The sequence below is a fragment of the Clostridium sp. chh4-2 genome (genome assembly GCF_002899675.1).
Classification (GTDB): domain Bacteria; phylum Bacillota; class Clostridia; order Lachnospirales; family Lachnospiraceae; genus CHH4-2.
In genome coordinates, this window is the sequence record NZ_PKUU01000029.1 from 62,712 (window position 1) to 84,619 (window position 21,908).

Consider the following 21,908-nt stretch of genomic DNA (forward strand, 5'->3'; position numbering starts at 1 on the left):
TACGTGATACTATTCCTAACTTTTCGGTTTGATCTGTCTCTTGTTATTATTCATACTTCTGTATATAATCACTATATGAATTGGAACGGACGGTAAGGTTTGAAATATCATTCTGATACGGAAAAAATGCAGGCAGATCCGTTTTAAAAAATAGGAGGAAGTATAAGAGGAATTGCGACATGGAGAGAAAACCGCAAAAATGTAGACAATGTGGCCGGAAAATCTATTTTGACGGGATTTGCATTCCCTGTCAGGCTGAAAATGAACGAAACAGAATATTATCGCTGACGAACGAAGAAATCGACGGCAAAGCCCGGGAAATATGCGATGAGATAGAAAAGAAGGGTAAGCTGGATAAAGAATATGATTTATTTAAAAAGCTGTTAAATTATAGAGATATTGATACATCAAAAATAGCTGAAACTGCATTCAGGCAAAAGGTTTTTTCACCCTGTGAATTGTATAAGGATGCTCCTGATGATCTGATAAAAGTAATGATAGAAATGGTAATGCAGGACAGCATCGAGCCCAATATTGCAGGCAATCTGCTGCTATGCCTTGCTGTTCATGGCGGCGACGAAGTGTTTCAGGCTTTTTTAGAACTGGAAAAGCGGCCGCGGAAGTGGAGAAAAAACTTATATGTGAACCCTTCTTTTTATGCAACATACGGAGGGTGGACTTATGATAAAAACGGCAAATTTCTTAAAACAAATTTCGATAAGTGTTATCCCATGGTGAAGGGAACTTTGGAAGAGAAAAAGCACAGCCCTGTAAAAATTGGCGTTAAAACAGAAGAAAAATGTCCCAAATGTGGTTGCAGAATCGTCAATCTCATGGAGATTGACGGCAGAGATCCTCGATTGGACTTTCTTGAAATTAACGGTGTCATCAAAGCAAAATGTTGTCCAAATTGTTTTGAATATTCATACGGTGACTTTTGCAGATATACTGTCAATGGAGAGAGTGAAGTCCTCTATGGAGAAGATTGTTCCATTACAGAAGATTACTTAAAAGATGAAGGAATTGAGGAACTGGCGTCTAACACTTACATTTTAGGGGACAGCCCTGTTCCGCAGCGGTATGCCGCTGACTGGGAGGGCGGTTCTTCTATTGGCGGATTTGCATTTTGGATTCAGGATTGCGAAATTAAACGTTGTCCCGATTGTGGAAAGCCAATGAAATATCTTGCACAGATACAATGGGATACCGTATTAGACGGCGTGGAGGGAAATGCTTACATAGAAATTTGCAGGGACTGCAAAATAATTGTGATATTACATCAGCAGACATAAGCGATCGTATTCTGGCATTTAGAACAGAAAACTATGATAAAGAACAGAACTGCTATTCCCTGATTGACTTCGAGATGGGAATGTACGGCCTCCCGGAATCCGATTTCGCCCGAGTGCTGCTTGATTTGATTCCCGAAAAGTTATCGGACTCTTTTTTAGATGGATATTACAGCAAAAGTTGTCATATAAAAAAGGACATAAGGACAATACGCCTGTTTTTACTTATGAAAATTGTTGAAATATGCAGCTGGTCTTATAAACGTTCTCCTGATTATTATGTTAAGACCTTTCATACATTAGAAAATATGTACGATCAAAGTGATGAATAATAATTGTTGATAATACTTGAAATCAGTGCTTTGAAAGAAAATTTTACTGGAAAAACCCTCCTTCAAAACCTTGAAGGACCGCCCGAGATAAGGTATACTAAAACTGTCTTTGCTGTGCGATACGGCAAGGGCAGTTTTCATGTTTAAAAGAATTAAACGATGTAATGAACTGTGAGAGGATTGAACAATTACATTTTCTTTTAGAAAGGAACATAAGAGAAGTGGCAGGAATTGCATTTTTTGCACCGGATCAGCAGGTCTATGACAGGGCCAAGGAGATACTGGCTGAGAACCCAGGGCATATTACCGTATTGAAGATGACCGAAGGCGGTGAGGATGCTGTCATAGAAGCCAGAAAAGCGGTATCGGATGGAATTAATATTATAATAGCAAGAGGACGTCAGGCCAGCCTGATCCGCCAGTATACCAATATCTCGGTTGTGGATATCACCCTGACGGCTCAGGAGATCGGGCTTTTGATCCTGGAAATGAAGGAAAAGATCGGCAAAGCCTATCCCAGAATCGGTTTGGTGGGTAACTCGCAGATGTTCTGCGATACCACCCATTTAGGCCAGTTATTCGACGCGGATGTGAGAAAATATCCTCTGGATGAAGGGTTTAACTTTCAGCAGATGGTGGAGTTTGCGATTGAGGAGCAGGTGGATGGGATTATCAGCGGAGCCAATGTTCTGGACTATGTGAAGGACCGGGGCATTGTCACCGGATATTTTAATTCCACCGGGGAATCCGTCCGCAACTCCATCAATCAGGCGGAAGCGCTGTACCGTGTCAGCGAGGTGGAGAGGAATAACTATGTCCATTTCACGTCCATTTTGGAAAGCGCGATCAATGGGCTGATACAGGTCAATAAAAAAGGGGAAATCACTGTAATCAATCACGCGATGGAATTGATGCTCAGGAAATCGGTGACGGATGTGATGGGCAAAAAGGTCACTTCCATCTTGGAAGGGCTGGATAATAATGCGGTGAAAAGGGTGCTGAACAGCCCTAAGGAAAGCTATGCCACGTTTGTTAAAATCGGAAATGAGAATATGGTTGTGCTCATGATTCCTGTGGTGATCGCGGAAGAGGTGGATGGCGCCATCATTTCCTGCAATAAGGTTAACCGTTCTTCCGGATATAATGAAACAAAGCAGATGCAGGACCAGTATCTGCGCGGCTATGTGGCCCGGACAACCTTTGAAGATATCGAAGCGCTGACTAAGGGAATGCCGGAAACCATAGAGATGGCCAAATGTTATGCTCTGTCCACCAGTCCGATCCTTTTAAAGGGAGAATCCGGGGATGAAAGAGAAGAACTGGCCCAGGCCATACATAATCACAGCATGAGGAAGTCGGGCCCTTATATCTCGGTCAACATTGCCGGACTTTCGGATGAAGCCCAGATCGATCTCTTATTCGGAAAGCGTTTCTTAAACCCTGACTCCAAGGACCGCACCCAAGGCGCGCTGATGGCCGCTACCAATGGAACCCTGGTCATTCATGCGCTGGATAAGATGGGGGTGAGAACCCAGTTTTTCCTGAATAACATCATTCAGAACAACACGCTCATTTATAATGATTTGGAGCGGATTCAGGACGCCAATACGAGAATTATCGGTGCGTGCACGAAGAATCTTTATCCATTGGTGGAAAAAACTTTGTTCCGGGATGACCTCTATTACATTTTCCATTCCCTGACCCTTGTGATCCCTCCTTTGAGAGACAGAAAAGCGGATATGGAACGGCTGATCGATATCTATATCCCTAAATATATTGAAAAATACTCCAAATTCCATGTATTCACTGCGGGAGCGAAAAGGGTTATGCTTCAGTACAGCTGGGCTGGCAACCGGGTGCAGCTGGAGCGGTTTTGCGAGCGGCTGATTCTGACAGCCGGAAAACGGACTATCACGGATAATTATGTGACCCTGCTTTTGGAGCAGTTATATGGGCATAATGAGAGTAAGGACAAGGATGAGACAAAGCAGGAAGATCCGACGTATGAAGATTCCTATGAGAAACTGATCAGAAATACGTTAAGAAAATATAACGGCAATAAAGGGCTGACCGCAAAGGCCCTTCATATAAGCACCACGACTTTGTGGAGAAAAATGAAAAAATATAATATTGATTAAAATGCCGTTTTCACGGCGGAATGAGAGGAAACGTATGAAAAAAGTAGAAGATTATGTGAGAAGTATACCGGATTTTCCGGAACCGGGAATCATTTTCCGGGATGTTACCACCATACTGCAGGATGCAGACGGACTTCATCTGGCCATTGACGGCATTCTGGATAAACTGAGAGATACGGAATATGACGTGGTGGTGGGGCCGGAATCCCGTGGATTTATCTTTGGAGTGCCGGTGGCTTATGCGGCTCACAAAGCATTTGTGCCTGTACGTAAAAAGGGCAAACTTCCCTGCGAAACCATTTCCATGGAATATGAATTGGAATACGGCACGGCTGAGATCGAGATGCATAAGGACGCCATTAAAAAAGGACAGAAAGTGGTGATTGTGGACGATTTGATCGCCACAGGGGGAACGATCGAGGCCATCATCAAGCTGATTGAACAGCTTGGCGGAATTGTGGTTAAAATCTGTTTCGTGATGGAGCTGGCAGGTTTAAACGGAAGAAATAAACTGTCGGGTTATCCGGTGGAATCGGTTATCACTTACGAAGGAAAATAAAAGTTTTTGCCGCAGTGCGGCAGAAGTGGAGGAGTTTATGGAGGAATTGGCCTTTGGCAGTCCTAACGAGGCGGGGGTACCTTCCGGAGCAATTTTATCATGCTTGAAACGCCTGGAAACGCAAAATATTCCGCTGCACAGTTTTTTGATGTACAGAAAGGGAAAGGTGATCGTAAATGCCTGTTATTATCCTTATGAGGAACATACGCTTCACCGGATGTATTCTGTAACCAAAAGCTTTGTATCCCTGGCAGTGGGGATTTTGGCGGACCGCGGCGTAATCAGTTTGGATGATCCGGTTATCCGGTACTTTGAAGAATACCTTCCCGGCCAGGTTCATCCCTGGCTGGCTTCCATGACAATCCGGGATATGCTGAAGATGGAAACCTGCTATGCCGGAACCACCTATAAAAAGGATCTGACAAAAAACTGGGTGGAGAGTTTCTTTATAACTGAGCCGGATCACAGGCCGGGAACGATATTTACTTATGACACATCTTCCGCTCATACGCTGGGCGCTTTGGTAGAAAAGCTGACAGGGATGGAGCTCTTGGAGTTTTTAAAAAAGGAATTGCTGGATGAGATGGGATTCAGCGCACAATCCTATATCAGAAAAGACCCGTTCGGGGTTTCCATGGGAGGAAGCGGCCTGATGGCTGAGCCGATGGATCTTCTGAAAGTAGGGGTGCTGCTGCTTCACCGGGGCGTATATCAGGGTGTCCGGCTCTATCCGGAATGGTATCTGGACGAGGCGCTCAGCTGTCAGGCTGAAACGGCCGGTTCCAGAGAATGTGAGGATGAGCGCCAGGGATACGGGTACCAGTTTTGGCAGTTCCGCCACGGCTGCTTTGGATGTTACGGCATGGGCGGACAGTTTATCCTCTGCTGTCCCAAGGAGGATTTGGTATGCGTGACGACGGCGGATACTCTTGGCATAACGGGAGGCCATCAGCAGATATTGGACGCGGTCTATGACTGTATCTTTCCTTATCTGGATCAGAAGGATGAGGGGGATGAGAAAGCGCTGCAAAGCTATTTAAAAGGTGCTTCCATATTGCCGGTTCGGAATGAATTGGTTCCGGCTTCTGTGGAAAAAGCCTTTGAAGGAGTTTTTGAATCCGTAAAACCGGGCAGCTTTTTTTCGGAGATGAGTCTTTCGTTTTCCGGGGATAAAAGCCGGGGAGAGCTGCGGTATCACTGCTGCCAGGGACAGGGACGGCTGGAATTTGGAATGGGATTTTGGGTGCTGTCGGAATTCCCGTTTTACGGTCAGCCCTGTGCGGCCTGCGCCGGATGGACGGATGAAAAAAATCTCATGATAAAAGTCCAGATTACCGGGGAAGATTCCAGCTCAGTCTGTATTCAGATGACTGTTTCCGACGGCTGTCTGACAGCACTTATGAAGAGTACCGGAGAGAACGCGTTTCTGGAATTTTCCGGGTTTTTTGAAGGAAAAGCCACATCTTAATTTATTTCAAAATATTACATATCTGAAAATAATGCAACAAAAATGCAAAATATACGGTGCATTTTGAAAGCAATGTAGGAAGTGCAAAAAATACACCCCGTTTATAGGTCAATATGCCTATAGTTTCCTCTTTTTCTATCGTTTATTATCTATCATAGAGAAGAATAGGAAAGAGAGGAGGGGGGTATTTCAGGCAGCCGTCCTTGCTGGAAAATGTGCCGTGTCTTTATAATTTCCCCAATGAATAAATACATGATCACAACCGATCAGCCGTGTTTTATGCTGCCGGAAGGAGAATACCCTGTATATCAGGCATTATGGTATTTGACCGATATTTTAAAGATTATCTCAAAGAATTTGACCAGTTATGCCCAGAAATATGGGCATATAAAGACGGATGCGTCATGACCGGAGCCCAGATTCTGTATGAGGCTGAAAATGATGACAGATATCTGCAAAGCCTTCTGCGCTTTGGCGATAAATATGTGCGGGAAGATGGTTCCGTCACCGGATTCCGCCCGTCCGAACATAATGTGGACCAGCTCAGGTGTGGAACTACTTTCTTTTTCCTTTATGAACAGACCGGAAATGAAAAATACAAAAAGGCGATGGAGCTGTTCATGGACAACTTAAAAACTTTTCCGAGAACAGAAGAAGGGAGTTTCTGGCACAAAGAGATCTATCCTTATCAGGTATGGCTGGACGGACTTTATATGGCTATGCCGTTTTATCTGAAATACGACACCCTGTACGGCGGAAAGAAACATTACAATGACATCATCGACCAATTTAAACGGGTGAGACGTTATCAGTATGATGAAGAAAAACAGCTGTATTATCATGCCTATGACGAAAAGCGTAAGATGATCTGGGCTGACAAAGAGACTGGATTATCCCCCTGTTTCTGGCTCAGGGCAGAGGGCTGGTTTTTGATGGCTTTGGTGGACTGCTATGAGATCATACCGGAAGAATCTTATGACCAGTTCCGGTACCTGGGAGCTTTGTATAAAGAGGCGCTCAGCGGAATCTTAAAATATCAGGATCAGGAGAGCGGATTGTTCTATCAGCTGATTGACCGGGCGGACCTGCCGGGCAATTATCTGGAAACTTCGGGATCGGCCATGGTTGCCTATTCCATATTAAAGGCCTGCCGTCTGGGACTTTTGCAGAGAGAGAAATATTTTGAGGTGGGTGAGCAGATTCTGACGGCTTTGGAAACCAAGATGTTTTCTGTGGAAAATAAGAAATTCCATCTGAACGGCATCTGTGCCAGCGCAGGACTTGGGCCTAAGGACGAGAGGGACGGAAGCCCGGAATACTATCTCAATGAACCGCAGAAGCAGGATAATAAACATGGGGCGGCAGCCTGCATGATGGCTTACGGAGAATGGAAACGACAAATATAGGCCGCCTGGGCGGCAAAAGTGAGGGAAATATGGAATTCAATATCATTTTTCAAACGTCCAGAAAGATTACGATCGAAGTGAAGGATTATGGTATCTGGTTTACAGAGGAGACTTACCGTATCTATCTGAACGGAGAACCGGTTATGACTTCGGAACGGGTGGTTCAGACAATTGGAGGACTGAAACCGGATACGGAGTATACCATATGGATTGAAAGTAAAGATCAGAGATCAGAGACGAAAACATTTAGAACCAATTATGAATTTGTGACCCTGGATGTGAAACGTTTTGGAGCAAAGGGGGACGGAGTGTCGGACGATACTCTGTTTATACAGGCCGCGATTCAGGCTTGTCCGCCTGAAGGAAGGGTATTTATTCCGGAAGGCGTTTATAAGGTGACATGCCTGTTTTTAAAGAGCGATATCACTATTGATTTAGATGATAAAGCGGTGCTGTCCGCATTTACGGACCGGTCCCGTTTTCCAATATTGCCGGGAATGATTGAAAGCTATGACGAAAAGGACGAATACAACCTGGGAACGTGGGAAGGCAATCCGTTGGATATGTTTGTGTCCATTATAACCGGAATTCATGTTTCCAATGTGGTGATTACAGGCGGTGGTATTCTGGACGGAAACGGCAGTTATGATAACTGGTGGTCAGGTACCGGGAGGGAAAAGACAGGCGGAGCATTCCGCCCGCGGATGATCTTTTTAAATCACTGCAGCCATATAACGGTGCAGGGACTTACTGTACAGAACAGTCCTGCCTGGAACCTGCATCCCTATTTTTCCGATGATACGAGATGGATTGATTTAAAGATTATTAATCCCAAGGTGTCTCCGAATACTGACGGCATGGACCCGGAATCGGTGGACGGGCTGGAAGCCGTAGGCGTTTATTTCTCCCTGGGCGACGACTGTATTGCCGTGAAATCAGGAAAGTATTATATGGGGCACAAATATAAAAAGACATCTCAGAACCTGGAGATCAGGCAGTGCTATATGCGCCACGGACACGGCGCGCTCACACTGGGAAGCGAGATCGCGGCAGGAGTGCGGAATCTGGTGTGCCGGGACTGCCTGTTTGAGGACACGGACAGAGGGCTTCGGGTTAAGACACGCCGCGGGCGCGGGAAAGAGGCTGTGCTGGACAATATCACATTCGACAACATTAAAATGGACGGAGTGCTGACGCCATTTGTAATCAATTCATTTTATAACCGCTGTGATCCGGACGGACATTCGGATTATGCCCAGAGCAAGGAACCATATCCGGTGGATGAGCGGACGCCAGTAAACGGAAGAATGACATTTTCCAATATTGAGGCGAAAAACTGTCATGTGGCTGCTTCCTTTATCTATGGACTGCCGGAAGCCCCTATTGAGGAATTGAAGTTTGAGCATATTGACATCAGCTTTGCGGATGATCCGGTAACCGATTATGCGGCCATGATGGATGATTTGGAACCCAGCTGCCGGAAGGGCATCTATATCAACAATGTTAAGAAACTGGAGTTAAAAGATGTGAAGATACGCGGCCAGGAAGGCGAGGCTGTGGAAATGCATCATGTAGAGGAATTGAGAAAGGACGACTGAGAGTATGATATTCGAACGCTATATTAAAAATTATATGTATGAATTTGACCAGCTTGACCGCTGCTTCTGGAATTATGAGGACGGCTGCGTGCTCATCGGAGCCCAGGCCATGTACGAGGCCACAGGCGATGAATATTATTTTGACAGCATCCGGAATTTCATCGACCGCTATGTAAAAGATGATGGAATCATGTACTACGATCCCAAGGAATATAACATCGACAAGATCCCGTCTGGCCGCGTGCTCTATCTCCTTTACAAACGGACCCACAATGAAACGTACCGGAAAGCCATTGAACTGTTAATGGGCCAGCTGCGTGAACATCCGCGCACCGAGTGCGGCAGCTTCTGGCACAAAAAGATCTATCCATACCAGATCTGGCTGGACGGCCTGTACATGGGAATGCCGTTCTATATGATGTATGAAAATGATTTCGACGGCGGAAAGAACTACAGCGACATCATCAACCAGTTCTTAAATGCCAGGAAATATCTTTACGACGAAGAAAAACATCTCTATTATCATGCCTACGATGAGAAAAAAGAGATGTTCTGGGCCGACAAAGAAACCGGTCTTTCCCCGAACTTCTGGTCCCGCGCTACCGGCTGGTATCTGATGGCTCTGGCCGACTGCTACGAGCTGATGCCGGAGGAACAGGAAGAATACAGAAAAGTCTTAGCAGATCTTTGGAAAGAAGCCGTCGACGGAATGCTGGAATACCAGGACAAAGAAAGCGGATTGTTCTATCAGCTGACCGCCCTGCCTGAGCAGGAAGGCAATTATCTGGAGACTTCTTCTTCTTCCATGGTGGCCTACTCCATCCTCAAAGGATGCAGGCTGGGCGTTCTTCCTGAAGCGGTTTACCGTGCAAAAGGGGAAGAAATTCTGATTGCCTTAGAAACCAGAATGTTCACCATGAAAAACGGCAAACTGGAACTGGGCGGCATGTGCGTAGGCGCCGGCTTAGGCCCTGCCGACAACCCGCGCAGAGACGGAACCGTGGCTTATTATCTGGCCGAAGGTGTTGTACACGATGAGCAGAAGGGCACAGGAGCCGCAATGATGGCATACAGCGAATGGCTGAAACTAAGAAAACAGGGAATTGAAGTACTCCCGGGCATCGAAGTAGAAATCTATAACAGCGGGTATTGATAATCTTTATTTAGTTTAGAAAGAAACGCCGGAAAGAAGGGAGCACCCGGGCGGCCGGCAGAAATGAAAAGACATAGGGGATTCGGGTTACGCCCCTAAGTGATACTAGGCCGCCAAGAGCGGAAAAAGGCAGCGCGGCGCCATTCGCGATGAACTCTTTATGACTTCATCGCTCAAGGGCGCCTCAAATACTGATTCGGAATTCAGTATTTGTCTGCCTTTTTCCACTCTTGCCGACCAAGTATCACTAAGGGGCTGCACACGATCCCCTATGTCTTTTCATTTCTGCCGGCCGCCCGGGTGCTCCCTTCTTTCCGGCTGCTGATTGGCTAGCTAAGGATAAAAAAGATTTGATGGGTTGTGAGTAAGTTTTTACATCAACCGTTAAGTCTTTTTCAAAAATGCCTTCACGATTTAATGTAAAGGGTGAGGTCATTTTGCGAAATGCCTTAACGTTTAAAGTAAAACCTGAAGTCATTTCTGAAAATCCCTTCGTGATCTATATAAATTTGGCTTTACGTAAATACCAATGCATAACATTGTTTTTAACCAGGCTAGCGAAAACCAGCATGGAATCGGGAGGCGGAGCCGGAAGCCAGCGGTCGGAAGGGCTGTCCGGGCCGGGGAAGGAAGATGCAGCCAAATGGGATCGTATGGAACCCCTGTAGTGCTACTTAGGCCCGTAAGGGCAGAACGAGGCAGGTAGAAACTGAATTCAAGATCAGTTTCTAAAGCGCCGCTGAGCAGCGAAGTCATCAAGAGTTCACTGCGAATGGCGCTGGCCTGCCTCGTTCTGTCCTTACGGGCCTTAGTAGCTCTTAGGGGCGAATCCCGAATCCCATTTGGCTGCATCTTCCTTCCCCGGCCCGGACAGCCCTTCCGACCGTTGGCTTCCGGCTCCGCCTCCCGATTCCGTGCGTACCTTCTCCAACTCCGTTAAATAACAATTTATACTTGCTCGCCCTTGATGAAGAAGCGGCTGACGGCCAGGGCGCTGGCGCCGGCGGCGCCGTCTGTTAGGTGATAGGGGAGGATTTCTATATTGTCCGCATAGGTGCTGTCTACGAAAAGAAGCTGCCGTTCGATATAGTCCATCAGCTCTTTGCGGATATCCTCATTGTCAAACAGTTGTCCGTGCAGGAAGATCTTGCCGGGATTCATGATAATGGCAATGTTGGATGTGGTGATTCCTAAATATTTTAATGCGTCGGTGATGTACATGCCGATTACGGGATCTCCCATGGAATAGGCGTTGGTGATAGTTCCGATCGTGATCTGGCTTTCGTTTTTGACAAGGCTGTGCAGGATTGTGTTAGGTGTGTTGCGGTAGGCCATGCGCGCATTTTTTAAAAGCCAGTTTTCACTGGAATAGGTCTGAAGGCAGCCGTATTTCCCGCATTCGCAGCGGCGGCCGCTTTCATTAACGATGGTGTGGCCGATCTCACCGGCTACGTAATTGTTGCCGAGAAACATATCGCCTTCCACCATGTTGGCGCAAAACATGCCCAGGCCCACATGGAAAAATGCGAAACTGTCCGGGCTGTTGCCGGGATCGAAGAGATATTCCCCGAGCGCCATGCAGCGGGCGTTATTTTCACAGGCAACCGGAAGTGGAAATGCCTGCCTGATTTTTGAAGGGCTGAAGGCGTCCCATGTTTTACGGTTTGTGACCAGGCTGTTCTGGTCCTGGCTGATATGGCCGGGAACGGCGATGCCGATGCCGATGAACTGATTCCAGCCAAGCCCGGATTCCAAAACCAGAGCTTTTGTCCCTTCTATGATCTCATCCGTGATTCTAAGGGCCAGATCTTCACTGAACGGCTTGATCTGTTTGAAGAGAATGGTTCCCTTTAAATCAGTTATGCAGATTACGAGAGCTTTTTGCGTGAATTCAATGCCGATGCTGTAGGCGCAGGACGGTATGATGTCGATCAGAACACGCTTTCTTCCGGACGAATTTTCTTCGGGAAAGATCTCGCCCAGCTCTTCCACCACCCCTTCTGTCAGCAGAGCGGTCACGTTGGCCGTTACGGTAGCGGGAGTGATCTCTGTTTCTTCCGCAATGTCAGTTCTGGCGATGGGGGCATTTCTGTATATGCATTCCAGAATCCGGCTTCTGTTTGATAATTTCTTTTTCTTCCCTTTATACATCTCTATTCTCCTAATAATTACAGGGTTGCAGCAAGACGGCTTTCCAAATGAAAACCGGTGTATTTGGATGAGACCTCGGTTATGCGGTAAACATCCAGGCATGATTGGAATTCTGTTTCTTTTTCGCAGATCAGCTGCTGGAATTCGTTCCAGCAAAGCTGAGCTTTCTCAGTATGCCCTTCTGATAATAAAAGAAGGGCTTTTCCTAATCGTAAGCTATAATCCTTGTGATAGTCAAGCTGTTTCCAAAATAAATTGGCCGGAGATTGTGCCGGTATATCTGCGGGCCGTTCCGGGAGAAAGTGTTCGACGGCATCCAGAAGCTGTTTTGTGTTGGCGGCTATTTTTTCGTCTTTCCGTTCGCCTTTTCCGTTAAAATAATCACAGCTGCATAAATCGGACAGAAGGGAGAGATATTGCAGAGCGCACTGCCATCCCGAACCGTAAGCGGCCTGAAAATATTCATCTCTGATGTCCTCAAAACGGCAGGAGGTATCAAACAGGGTATAACCCATTACGTAATTGGGCAGGGAATTTGGGAAAAAGGAGCGCAGTTCCTGACAGCTGACGTAGCCGTTTAACCCCATTTTTTCAATCTGCTTGATGTCTTCACTGATGACGCGGGATATATGGTGATATCCCAAGTCACCGTAGTGGGCCCGGCCCAGAGGATAGTCATATACAAAACTGTCGCCTTTAAACTGCTTCTGCCAGGCTTTCAGATATGCCATATTTTCATCCAGGTTTATGGGCAGGATGATCTGATTCCGTTTGTATTCCGGGATGTCGGAGTAGGAATCTTTGATCTGATAGGAGGATTCAAAAGTCCGGCTTATGGGGGCGAACATGAGCACAAACCGGTCAGGATTGTGAAAATATTCATGTTTCGGCGGCCATAAAAGTTCCTGATACAAAAGGAATACGATTTTTGTGGCGATTCCCATATCGCTTAACTGTCTGTCCACTTGGTTGAGAAGACAGATATACTGGTCGGGAAGGGTGGTTTTTCGGCATGCATCACATTCGCATACATTGTTGTACTCATCGGCAAGCCAGACGTGGAGATAATCGATGTCCGGCCGTTCTTTTACATAATTGGTCACCTGCTCTGTGAATGCCCGGATCACTTCCGGATTGGAATAGCAGAGATTGGTGTTGATCGGGATGCCGTGAAAGAAATCCCGTTTGCCGTTTAAAAGCGCAGCCATCTGTTTCTTCTCTGCGGGAAGAGTGGCTTTTACCGATTTCCAGTCAGAAGATGGAAAGCCCAGGGCTTCTCCTGTCCAGCCATGGCCGGCCTGATGGAGAAGGAGACCTCTTTTTTTGATTTCTTCCTGCAGGATTTTTGTATATTCCTCCGCTTTTTCCACAGGAAAATCTTCCGGCTTCAGCAGCGGATTCAGTTCGTGATGATACCATCGGGCCATAAATGTGTAAGGAAGCTTAAATTGAAGAAAGAACCCGTTATACCCCAGTTTAGGAAGCCAGTCTATAAAGTCGATGATGTTTGAAAGGGAATTGGCTCCTTCAATACATACACCCCTGTGACGCAGGGAGGCTGTCTTTTGGCAGGACTGATACAGATCTTCTATATTCGTGAGAAGCGGGGCGGATTCATATTGGCGTCCGGGAGCCAGGAAACGGCAGCCCAGCAGATGAAGATATTGATAGACGCCTAAGAGCACGCTCCTTTCATTGCTTCCGGCAATTGTGCCTCCGCCGGGGCCTGTCTGAATGATATATTGGTCATCCAGGTATGGATCTGGCAGAGGTTTCATCTGATATTGGTGATGAAGATCGGAAACTGCCAGACAGATTGTAAAATCAGCTTCATAGGATTCATTATTAAATGTAATTAAAGCTTCGGGCATCATACGGCTCAGATAGCTGGCCAGTTCCCTGGACGAATATTCAAGAATCTTACTATTTCTTGTTCTATATTGAATATGAAGTTTCATACACCCTCCTTAATATCTTTGCTAATTAATTATAATTTGTAATTATTATAGCAAAAAAGATATAAGAAAATATATGTACAATATAACCAATAAATTATTAAAAAACTATCTAAAATAAACTAATATACAATTATTTGTCAAATATCTATTGTGAAAGTTAGGGAAGTATGCTATATTAAATTCAACAACCACATGACATATTGATTATAAAAAATAATTAATTAAGAACAAATGGAAGGAAGGCTTTAAAAATGAATAAGCAAAGATCCCAAACGCTGCCGGCACCTGTCTCAGACCGCAGGAGGAGACAAAAAAGACGTATTAATATGTGGTGCTGGATCTTTATGATACCGACTATGGTTCTGTATATCTTGTTTCAGGGCTACCCGATCCTATCCAGTATTTTCTATTCTACATTGGACTGGTCGGGAATGACTTCAGATGCTTTGTTCGTGGGCCTTGACAATTTTAAAGAACTGCTGAGGGATAAGTACTTTTTTAACTCGGTTATAAACAGCTTTAAGTACATGATTATGGCAGTGCCGCTTCAGCTGACGATTTCCCTGGCTCTGGCGTACATATTTAACAGCATCATTAAAAAGGGAGCTTCCTTTTTTAGAACGGTATTCTTCCTTCCGGTTATTACAACTGCTTCTATCGTGGGTATTATTATGATGTTTATATTTGGAGGAACCGGATCAGTCAATCAATTCCTTTCTCTGTTCGGAACGAGAGGGATCAACTGGCTGGGCAATGCGAAGACTGCTCTTCCTGTGGTGGTGCTGATCGGTGTATGGAAGGAATCAGGAACTTTCATGATTTACTGGCTGGCAGCTCTCCAAAGCGTGTCCCAGGATGTATATGAAGCGGCGACCATCGACGGGGCGAACAAGTGGCAGACCTTCCGCCATGTTGTATTTCCTTTGATTCTTCCGATGGGCGGGGTGATATCGGTGCTCTGCATCATCAGTTCCCTGAAAGTGTTCGATTTGATCCAGACAATGACCAACGGCGGGCCGTTCTATTCTACGGATGTGGCAGCGACTTTTGTATACAGGACCGCTTATGCCAGCTCAACCGGAATGCCGAGACTGGGGTATGCGAGCGCGGCAGCTATGTTGTTCGGTTTGATCGTAATCGCAGTCGGCGTTATTGGAAATACGGCTAAAACCGCATTCCAGAAGAAAAATGCAGTGTAGGAGGGGCTCATGGAGAGATCAAATGTTTTGAATAAGGTCGGAAAAATTGTTGTATACGCGTTTTTGGCAGTAGCTGCATTTTTATGGGTTTACCCTTTTTTATGGATGGTGTCCGCGTCTTTTAAGACCCAGAATGAGTTCTTTGCCAGCGGTTTGAATCTGATTCCTCAGTCATTCAGCTTTGATAATTTTGTCCGGGCATGGAATAATGCGAATTTCGGAGTGTATTTTAAGAATTCCATCATCGTCACATTTTCTGTGGTTGTGATCGTGCTTTTAAGCACTTCTTTGGCAGGTTATGTGCTGGGAAGATATATGTTTATCGGGAAAAGCCTGATTATGAAGATATTTATGGCAAGTATAACGATTCCTCTTGTATTCACGGTAATTCCGATTTATGAACTGTTGAAAAATATCGGTATGTCCCAGAATCTGTTGGGATTGATTCTGGCGGAATCAGGCGGAGGCCATGTAATTTTCCTGATGCTGTTTTCCAGCTTTTATTCTTCCATTCCCAATGAGATGGAAGAAGCGGCCACCATTGATGGGGCCGGTTTTGTGCAGACCTATGCAAAGGTGATGTTTCCGCTGGCAAAACCCATTATGGTTACTGTAGTCATCATGCAGTTTATCTGGACCTGGAACTCGTTCCTGCTCCCGTTAATCATTACACTCAACAATCCGTCTCTGAGAACTTTGGCGGTTGGGCTCTATGCTCTGAGAGGTGAAAATGTTGTGGATTGGACCGGTATTGCGGCCGGAGCCAGCATTGCGATTCTTCCGGTAATCTGTATTTTTATTGCATTACAGAAATATTTTGTGGATGGAATTGCCGGTGCGGTTAAGAGTTAAGCGTTTAATAATGAAAATTATCATAAATTAAGAGAGGAGATTTATTATGAAATTAATGAAAAGAGTGGCTGCAGCGCTGCTGGCGCTTACAATGGCCGGTTCTATGTCTGCCTGCGGCGTTAAGGTGAGCACAAAAGGAGGCGGGGATACACAGACGAGCGCTGCTTCTCAAGCGGAAACGGCAGCGGTTAACACATCAACCGATGAAAAGGTGACTCTGAAGATTATTGACTGGAGTGACAGTACAAAAGAGAGACGTGAAGTTTTCAATAAAAAATTCATGGAAGAGAACCCCAATGTGACCATTGAATATACGGTTCTGACTGCGGATCAGTTTAAAGAAACGGTGATTTCAGCCATAAAGGCCGGCAATGCCCCGGATCTTTTCCCGCTTCCGTCCGGTATGAAACTGAGCGCGGCTCTGAAGGAAAACTGGTTCCTTCCTATGAACGATTATCTGACAGATGAATTTATCAATTCATTTGCCGACGGAGCTTTGAACGAGGGTATTACGAATATGGACGGAAAACTCTATGTTCTGCCTGAAGCTGCCAATATTATTAATACATTGATCTTTTACAATAAAACTGTATTAAAGGAAGCCGGAATCGATGAGGCCAATCTTCCTAAAACATGGTCTGAATTCACGGAAGTCTGCAAACAGGTTTCCGATGCGGGAAATGGTAAATTCTATGGAATTATAGACAGCGGTGCTCAGGCGAACCGTCTGGAATTAGTTCTCCGCTCTTTAGCCAGTTTGGACGGAGGAAAGTGCAGTGACATTTCACAGATGATCTTAGTGGATGGACAGAATACCATGAATTCCGAGGCAATGCAGCACGCCCTAGAATTTTATGACAACCTGGTAAAGGAAGGCTGTTTCCATCCGAACTCCGTGTCCATTAAAGCGCCGGAAGCGCGTGCGTTATTTGCACAGAATCAGGCGGCATTTATCCCTCAGGGAGCTTGGTGTATCTCCACTTGGAGAAAAGATAACCCTGATTTGGACTTTGGCGTTATGGCTTTGCCGGTACCGGACGATGGGATGAAAGGAAAACTTCCATATACAGGCGCTCAGCCGTGGATGGGAATCTCCGCAAACAGCAAGCATCCTGACGTGGCTGCAAAATATCTGATGGGCCTCTATTCGGAAGATTATCAGTCAGGATTAGTGGAAGACGGAGGATTTGTATCGGTTATCGATGCTGTTAATAAAGCGCACATGACAGATGAAGCCATGCTTGATTATTATAACTTAAACAACGAAGAAGCGGCTCTTGCTCCTGATCCTATCGTAGGAAACCCGGCAGCAGCGGAAGTTTATGCAGAGGTATCCGCAATCTCCCCAAGCCTGGGAGAAATTGCACAGGGCGTGCTGGCACAGAATATTGACTATAAAGCAGAACTTCAAAATCTGTCGGATAAAACTCAGGAAGAGTGGATGAGAGCCATTGATGCGGCAAAAGAAAAAGGGGCAGATGTATCTGCAGACGATTTTGAATTCAAGAATTGGGACCCTATGGTAAATTATACGGCTGATTTATATGAGGCCAAATAATTAATGCAGCGGGATTGAAAATGATTTGGCGGGAAATGGTACGCCAAGAAGAATGGGAACGGGACGGACAACTGAACATCCGGTGGGATGAAAATCGGCTGTCCGCCCCGTTCTTTTTTTCGCGCATGCAGAAAATCACAATTCTACAAAACTTCTTTTTTATTTGTGCCTGCGGTCTGAACGTGGCATAATATAGGGAGATCAGGAAATAGTAAGATTAGAAAATTGTGAAGGTTACAAATGAGGACAGTTGAAGTGAGGACGAGGAGGGAACGATATGGCGCAGATATTATATAATGGGACATTTTTGACTATGGATGCTGCTATTGGGGAAGTGGAGGCGGTGCTGGTTTCTGATGGACGGATCAAGGCGGTCGGAAGTTTTGATGAGGTGCGCAGTCAGGTGCCGGATGCGGAGCAAAAGGATATGGAGGGGCGGACGGTGCTGCCGGGATTTATTGACGGGCATTCCCATATCTCTGCGGTCGCCTATCAGCTTTTGATGGCGGATTTGAATCCTCCGCCTACGGGAGACTGCAGTTCGGTAGAAGATGTGATTGAGAAAATGAAGGCATTTCTGGCCTCAAAGGAGCTGGCTCCGGGGCAGTGGCTAATGGGGATGGGATACGACAACAGCGTATTCCCGGGAGGAAAGCACCCTACGAAAGAGGATCTTGACCGGATCAGCCGGGAAATACCCATTGTGGTCACCCATGTGTCCGGCCATCTCTGCGTGGTGAATACAAAGGGGATGGAGCTGATGGGATATGTGGGGGATCATTTTGTGGTTCCTCAGGGCGGAGTTGTGGAGAAAAGCGGCCTTTTAAAGGAACATGCATTTTTAGGGCTGGACAAGATGAAGGGGCCGTCCCCGGAAGAGGTGATCCGCTCTGTGAGAGACGCTTCCCGGCTTTATGCTTCCTATGGCATCACGACGGTGCATGACGGAAAGGCCGGAATGTCGGAGTACGAGCTTTTAAAGGCTGCCGGGGAACAGGGATTGATCTGCAATGATGTGGTCATCTATTTTTCGCCGGAAGCGGCTGAGGAACTTCTGCCTCATCAGTATCCGGCAGAAAACGGTTACCATAACAGGCTGAGATTTGCCGGTATGAAGCTGTTTTTGGATGGTTCTCCCCAGGGCAAGACCGCTTGGCTGTCAAAACCTTATTACATCGCTCCGGAAGGCGAGGGGCAGTATTACCGGGGATTTCCGGTGCAGACAGAAGAGTATGTGATGGAAATGATGAAAAAGGCGGTGGAAAACCATTGGCAGATCAACGTTCACGCCAATGGGGATGAAGCGATTGAGCAGATGATCCGCTGTTATACGAAGACTTTGGAGGAAACAAAGAGCGGCGAGCAGCTAAGACCGGTAATCATCCATTGCCAGACGGTCAGGGAAGACCAGCTGGAACGGATGAAAAAGATCGGCATGATAGCCAGTTTCTTTCTGGATCATGTTTACTATTGGGGAGATTACCATTATGAATCGGTTTTAGGGCCGGAGAGGGCCGGGCGCATCAGCCCGCTTAAAGAAGCGCTTAATTATGGCGTCTCCTTTACCCTTCATCAGGATTCGCCGGTGGTGCCGCCCAACGTCCTGTTTTCTATCCACAATGCGGTGAACAGGAAGACTTATAAGGGAAGAGTTTTGGGAGAAGATCAGAGGATCAGCGTACATGAAGCTCTGGAAGCTGTGACCATCCATGCTGCCTATCAAATCTTTGAAGAGGATAAAAAAGGGAGCATTACCCCAGGCAAATATGCTGATTTTGTGGTGCTGGACCAGAATCCGGAAAAGGCCGATCCGGAACGGATTAAGGATATTGCCGTTATGGAAGTGATAAAGGAAGGAAAACGGATATTCCCGGAGTCCGGCCATGACGGAAATGCTTGACCATGGGCATTTGACTAACGTATAATCAAGATATTATAAAAAGGATGGGAGCTGAACGCTTAGATGGGAAAAATAGCCCTGATGGTTTCCAGGGAAGAAATGCTGTACCAGGCGCATAATATCCTTCAGGAGAAAAAATATGAGATCAGCGAGATTCGGGTTGTCCAGACCAGGGACACCATCGTGGAGGCCAGACAGTCCATTGCCAATGGAGCTTCCATTATCATTGCCAGAGGTCTTCAGGCATCGCTGATCAAACAATATACAGATATTCCTGTAGTTGAAATCGCCCTTACGGCTCAGGAAATGGCTTTGCTGGTGGTAAAAGCTAAGCAGATCGTGAAAAAACCAAAGCCAGTGATCGCGGTCGTCGGATTTAAGAACATGTTCTGCGACATGTCTTATTTTGATACCCTATATGATATCGAGCTGAGAACTTATTATTCGGCCAATAGCTCCGGCCTGCGGGACGCGGCATTGAGGGCGGTTGAGGAAAAGGCAGATCTGATAATCGGCGGGGACACGGTTGTGGAGGTGGCTACAGAAGCCCACATTCCATCCCTGTTTTTGTCCACCACAGAGGATTCTTTAAAAACGGCATTTGCCATGGCTGAAAGCATGAATTATGCCATGGGTGTGGAGAAAAAGAACGCTGCCCAGATGGAAACACTGCTGGATTACTCCTACAGCGGAGTGATAAAACTGGACGCGGAGGGACTGATAACAGCGGTCAACCCCTTGATGGAGGACATTCTGGGCTGCAAGGAAGAGGAATTGACCGGAAAACGGATTACGGACGTTTTCGGAGATTTAGGAGAGGATGCGGTCTATCAGGTCCTCAGCGAGGGAGAAGAGTATTCCTCGTTCATGGATGCCAACCGGACTTCCTTATTTGGCGTATTGGCTCCTATTTTGATTGAAAACCGGGTGGACGGAGCCATTCTCACCTGCCACAAGATGAAACGGCGTCAGTCCGTGGAAGTGGAATCCCAGAAAAAGCGCCGCTCAAAAGGTTTGGTGGCGCTGGGAAAATTCCAGGATATCCTCCAGAAGTCAAAGGCTATGCAGGAATGCGTCCACACCGCTAAGCTCTACTCCCTGTCAGAAAAGCCGGTGATGATTATCGGGGAACCAGGTAGTGAGACCCGCTTAATTGCTCAAAGTATTCACAATTCCAGCTTGAGAAATGACGGGCCGTTTATGGATATTTCCTGCTGCGGCCTGACGGCTGAAAGCCAGATGGAATTAATTTTTGCGGATAAAGGAGCTGCCGTTCAGGTAAAAGGCGGTTCCCTGTTTATAGAAGATGTGGATCAGCTGACTATGGATAACCAGTACCGCCTGTACCAGCTGATCCGCTACAAGCGCAGAAGTGGCAAAGATGCATCCCAACCCGTTCACTCGGACGTGCGTGTGATGGTATCCACAGGAACTTCCCTGGAATGCATGATGAGCCGCGGAGAATTCCGAAAAGATTTATACTACCTCCTGAATGGTCTCGTGGTATCCGTCCCCCCAATCCGCAGCAGAGAAGAAGATTTAAGACAAAAGATCACAGACTGCATCAAAGAGGGCTGTGAACGGTATTCCAGATATCACGTGCTCACCAACGGAGCATGGAAGATTTTGATGGACTATGAATGGAAAGGCAATCTGCTCCAGATAGAATCCTTCTGCGAACGCCTGATCCTCACCTCTTCCAGAAGATCCATCGACGAAATCGCCGTCAACAGGCTCCTGCGCGAACTCTATCCCGAGCACGAAGACTTTTGTCAGGAAGATTCCTCCCCACCAGAAAAAAGGTTCCGGGAAGAACTACAGTTCCCGTCAGAATCCCAGAACTATACCACAATTTCCGAATCCAGAGAAGCCCAAAAGATCATAAACGCCCTAAAAAAAGCCGGCGGAGACCGCCTGAAAGCAGCAGCCGAACTTGGAATCAGTAAAACAACCCTTTGGAGATGGATGAAGAAATTTGAAATTACAGAGGTTTAAAGTAATTAGTAAAGCTATTCCATAAGCGAAAAATAGGGAGAAGAAACAGCAAAACGCGCTGCCTCTTCTCCTCATTTTTTATTAATCTCATTTCCCACATAAAGCTCAACCATTCTATTCTACCTCAACTATCCCGCAGAAAATCTTTTATACCTAATTGCAGCCAGTACACAGCCAGGAAGGGATGGGATCGGGGTAAGACGGGCCGGGCGGGAATGGGAAGGATGCAGATTGCATTTGCAGGAGTTTAGTTTCACTAAGGCGGTGAAGTTTTGCGTTGCACGTCCAAATAAATCTGTTTGAGCGGCTTCATCGCGAGTTTTTATTTGGACGTGCAACGCAAAACTTCACC

The 21,908-nt window shown here is 46.3% G+C and carries 16 protein-coding genes; 13 read left to right on the forward strand and 3 right to left on the reverse strand.

The features are described 5' to 3' along the window. Window positions 1–179: 179 nt before the first annotated feature. From C0033_RS23595 to C0033_RS27230, 8 genes are all read left to right on the forward strand, one after another. Window positions 180–1,292: a hypothetical protein gene (locus C0033_RS23595; RefSeq protein ID WP_103230292.1), complete on the forward strand. Its 1,113-nt coding sequence runs from the start codon at window positions 180–182 to the stop codon at window positions 1,290–1,292. 550 nt (window positions 1,293–1,842) lie between these two features. Further along, window positions 1,843–3,759, forward strand: coding sequence for a sigma 54-interacting transcriptional regulator (locus tag C0033_RS23605; protein WP_180994871.1), 1,917 nt, complete (start codon window positions 1,843–1,845; stop codon window positions 3,757–3,759). A gap of 34 nt (window positions 3,760–3,793) precedes the next feature. Continuing rightward, window positions 3,794–4,318 (forward strand): adenine phosphoribosyltransferase, encoded by a 525-nt coding sequence (locus tag C0033_RS23610; protein ID WP_103230295.1) that lies wholly within the window; start codon window positions 3,794–3,796, stop codon window positions 4,316–4,318. Window positions 4,319–4,355: 37 nt separating this feature from the next. Next, window positions 4,356–5,786, forward strand: a complete 1,431-nt coding sequence (locus C0033_RS23615) for a serine hydrolase (RefSeq protein WP_103230296.1) — start codon at window positions 4,356–4,358, stop codon at window positions 5,784–5,786. Window positions 5,787–6,103: 317 nt separating this feature from the next. Next, the gene (locus C0033_RS23620; protein ID WP_103230297.1) at window positions 6,104–7,192 is read left to right on the forward strand and encodes a glycoside hydrolase family 88 protein; all 1,089 of its coding nucleotides are present in this window, start codon (window positions 6,104–6,106) and stop codon (window positions 7,190–7,192) included. Then, a complete protein-coding gene (locus C0033_RS23625; RefSeq protein ID WP_347501213.1) occupies window positions 7,174–8,790 on the forward strand; it encodes a glycoside hydrolase family 28 protein in 1,617 nt (538 codons plus the stop codon). The genes C0033_RS23620 and C0033_RS23625 overlap by 19 nt, the downstream gene beginning before the upstream one ends. Window positions 8,791–8,794: 4 nt before the next feature. After that, window positions 8,795–9,943: a glycoside hydrolase family 88 protein gene (locus C0033_RS23630; RefSeq protein ID WP_103230298.1), complete on the forward strand. Its 1,149-nt coding sequence runs from the start codon at window positions 8,795–8,797 to the stop codon at window positions 9,941–9,943. A 494-nt stretch (window positions 9,944–10,437) separates the two neighbouring features. Next, window positions 10,438–10,611 carry a hypothetical protein gene (locus tag C0033_RS27230; protein WP_180994872.1) on the forward strand — a complete coding sequence of 58 codons (174 nt, stop codon included), beginning with the start codon at window positions 10,438–10,440 and terminating at the stop codon, window positions 10,609–10,611. A gap of 140 nt (window positions 10,612–10,751) precedes the next feature. Here C0033_RS27230 and C0033_RS27720 read toward each other — a convergent pair whose 3' ends face one another. Genes C0033_RS27720 through C0033_RS23645 form a run of 3 tightly spaced genes read right to left on the reverse strand, consistent with a single transcriptional unit; the run spans window position 10,752 to window position 14,052 of the window. Further along, window positions 10,752–10,874, reverse strand: a complete 123-nt coding sequence (locus tag C0033_RS27720) for a hypothetical protein (protein ID WP_278320778.1) — start codon at window positions 10,872–10,874, stop codon at window positions 10,752–10,754. A gap of 17 nt (window positions 10,875–10,891) precedes the next feature. Then, on the reverse strand, window positions 10,892–12,094 hold the full coding sequence (locus C0033_RS23640) for an ROK family transcriptional regulator (protein WP_103230300.1): 1,203 nt from the start codon (window positions 12,092–12,094) through the stop codon (window positions 10,892–10,894). 17 nt (window positions 12,095–12,111) lie between these two features. Then, entirely contained in the window at window positions 12,112–14,052 is a 1,941-nt protein-coding gene (locus C0033_RS23645) for a DUF4838 domain-containing protein (protein WP_242984584.1), read from the reverse strand. 251 nt (window positions 14,053–14,303) lie between these two features. Here C0033_RS23645 and C0033_RS23650 point away from each other — a divergent pair, with 251 nt between their 5' ends. The 5 genes from C0033_RS23650 (at window position 14,304) to C0033_RS23670 (ending at window position 21,556) form a co-directional block, all read left to right on the forward strand. Further along, entirely contained in the window at window positions 14,304–15,251 is a 948-nt protein-coding gene (locus C0033_RS23650) for a sugar ABC transporter permease (protein WP_103230301.1), read from the forward strand. Window positions 15,252–15,260: 9 nt separating this feature from the next. Further along, window positions 15,261–16,103 carry a carbohydrate ABC transporter permease gene (locus C0033_RS23655; RefSeq protein WP_103230302.1) on the forward strand — a complete coding sequence of 281 codons (843 nt, stop codon included), beginning with the start codon at window positions 15,261–15,263 and terminating at the stop codon, window positions 16,101–16,103. A 46-nt stretch (window positions 16,104–16,149) separates the two neighbouring features. Continuing rightward, entirely contained in the window at window positions 16,150–17,661 is a 1,512-nt protein-coding gene (locus C0033_RS23660; protein WP_103230303.1) for a sugar ABC transporter substrate-binding protein, read from the forward strand. A 277-nt stretch (window positions 17,662–17,938) separates the two neighbouring features. Further along, window positions 17,939–19,561, forward strand: a complete 1,623-nt coding sequence (locus tag C0033_RS23665; protein ID WP_103230304.1) for an amidohydrolase — start codon at window positions 17,939–17,941, stop codon at window positions 19,559–19,561. A gap of 63 nt (window positions 19,562–19,624) precedes the next feature. Continuing rightward, window positions 19,625–21,556: a PrpR N-terminal domain-containing protein gene (locus C0033_RS23670; RefSeq protein WP_103230305.1), complete on the forward strand. Its 1,932-nt coding sequence runs from the start codon at window positions 19,625–19,627 to the stop codon at window positions 21,554–21,556. Window positions 21,557–21,908: the final 352 nt, after the last annotated feature.

Excerpts from the sequence above, each read along its gene's own strand:
- C0033_RS23660 (WP_103230303.1), top strand. The coding sequence starts at position 16,150 with ATGAAATTAATGAAAAGAGTGGCTGCAGCGCTGCTGGCGCTTACAATG.
- C0033_RS23670 (WP_103230305.1), top strand. The coding sequence starts at position 19,625 with ATGGGAAAAATAGCCCTGATGGTTTCCAGGGAAGAAATGCTGTACCAG.
- C0033_RS23665 (WP_103230304.1), top strand. The coding sequence starts at position 17,939 with ATGGCGCAGATATTATATAATGGGACATTTTTGACTATGGATGCTGCT.
- C0033_RS23610 (WP_103230295.1), top strand. The coding sequence starts at position 3,794 with ATGAAAAAAGTAGAAGATTATGTGAGAAGTATACCGGATTTTCCGGAA.
- C0033_RS23655 (WP_103230302.1), top strand. The coding sequence starts at position 15,261 with ATGGAGAGATCAAATGTTTTGAATAAGGTCGGAAAAATTGTTGTATAC.
- C0033_RS23625 (WP_347501213.1), top strand. The coding sequence starts at position 7,174 with ATGGAAACGACAAATATAGGCCGCCTGGGCGGCAAAAGTGAGGGAAAT.
- C0033_RS23615 (WP_103230296.1), top strand. The coding sequence starts at position 4,356 with ATGGAGGAATTGGCCTTTGGCAGTCCTAACGAGGCGGGGGTACCTTCC.
- C0033_RS23620 (WP_103230297.1), top strand. The coding sequence starts at position 6,104 with ATGGTATTTGACCGATATTTTAAAGATTATCTCAAAGAATTTGACCAG.
- C0033_RS23595 (WP_103230292.1), top strand. The coding sequence starts at position 180 with ATGGAGAGAAAACCGCAAAAATGTAGACAATGTGGCCGGAAAATCTAT.
- C0033_RS23640 (WP_103230300.1), bottom strand. The coding sequence starts at position 12,094 with ATGTATAAAGGGAAGAAAAAGAAATTATCAAACAGAAGCCGGATTCTG.
- C0033_RS23645 (WP_242984584.1), bottom strand. The coding sequence starts at position 14,052 with ATGAAACTTCATATTCAATATAGAACAAGAAATAGTAAGATTCTTGAA.
- C0033_RS23630 (WP_103230298.1), top strand. The coding sequence starts at position 8,795 with ATGATATTCGAACGCTATATTAAAAATTATATGTATGAATTTGACCAG.
- C0033_RS23650 (WP_103230301.1), top strand. The coding sequence starts at position 14,304 with ATGAATAAGCAAAGATCCCAAACGCTGCCGGCACCTGTCTCAGACCGC.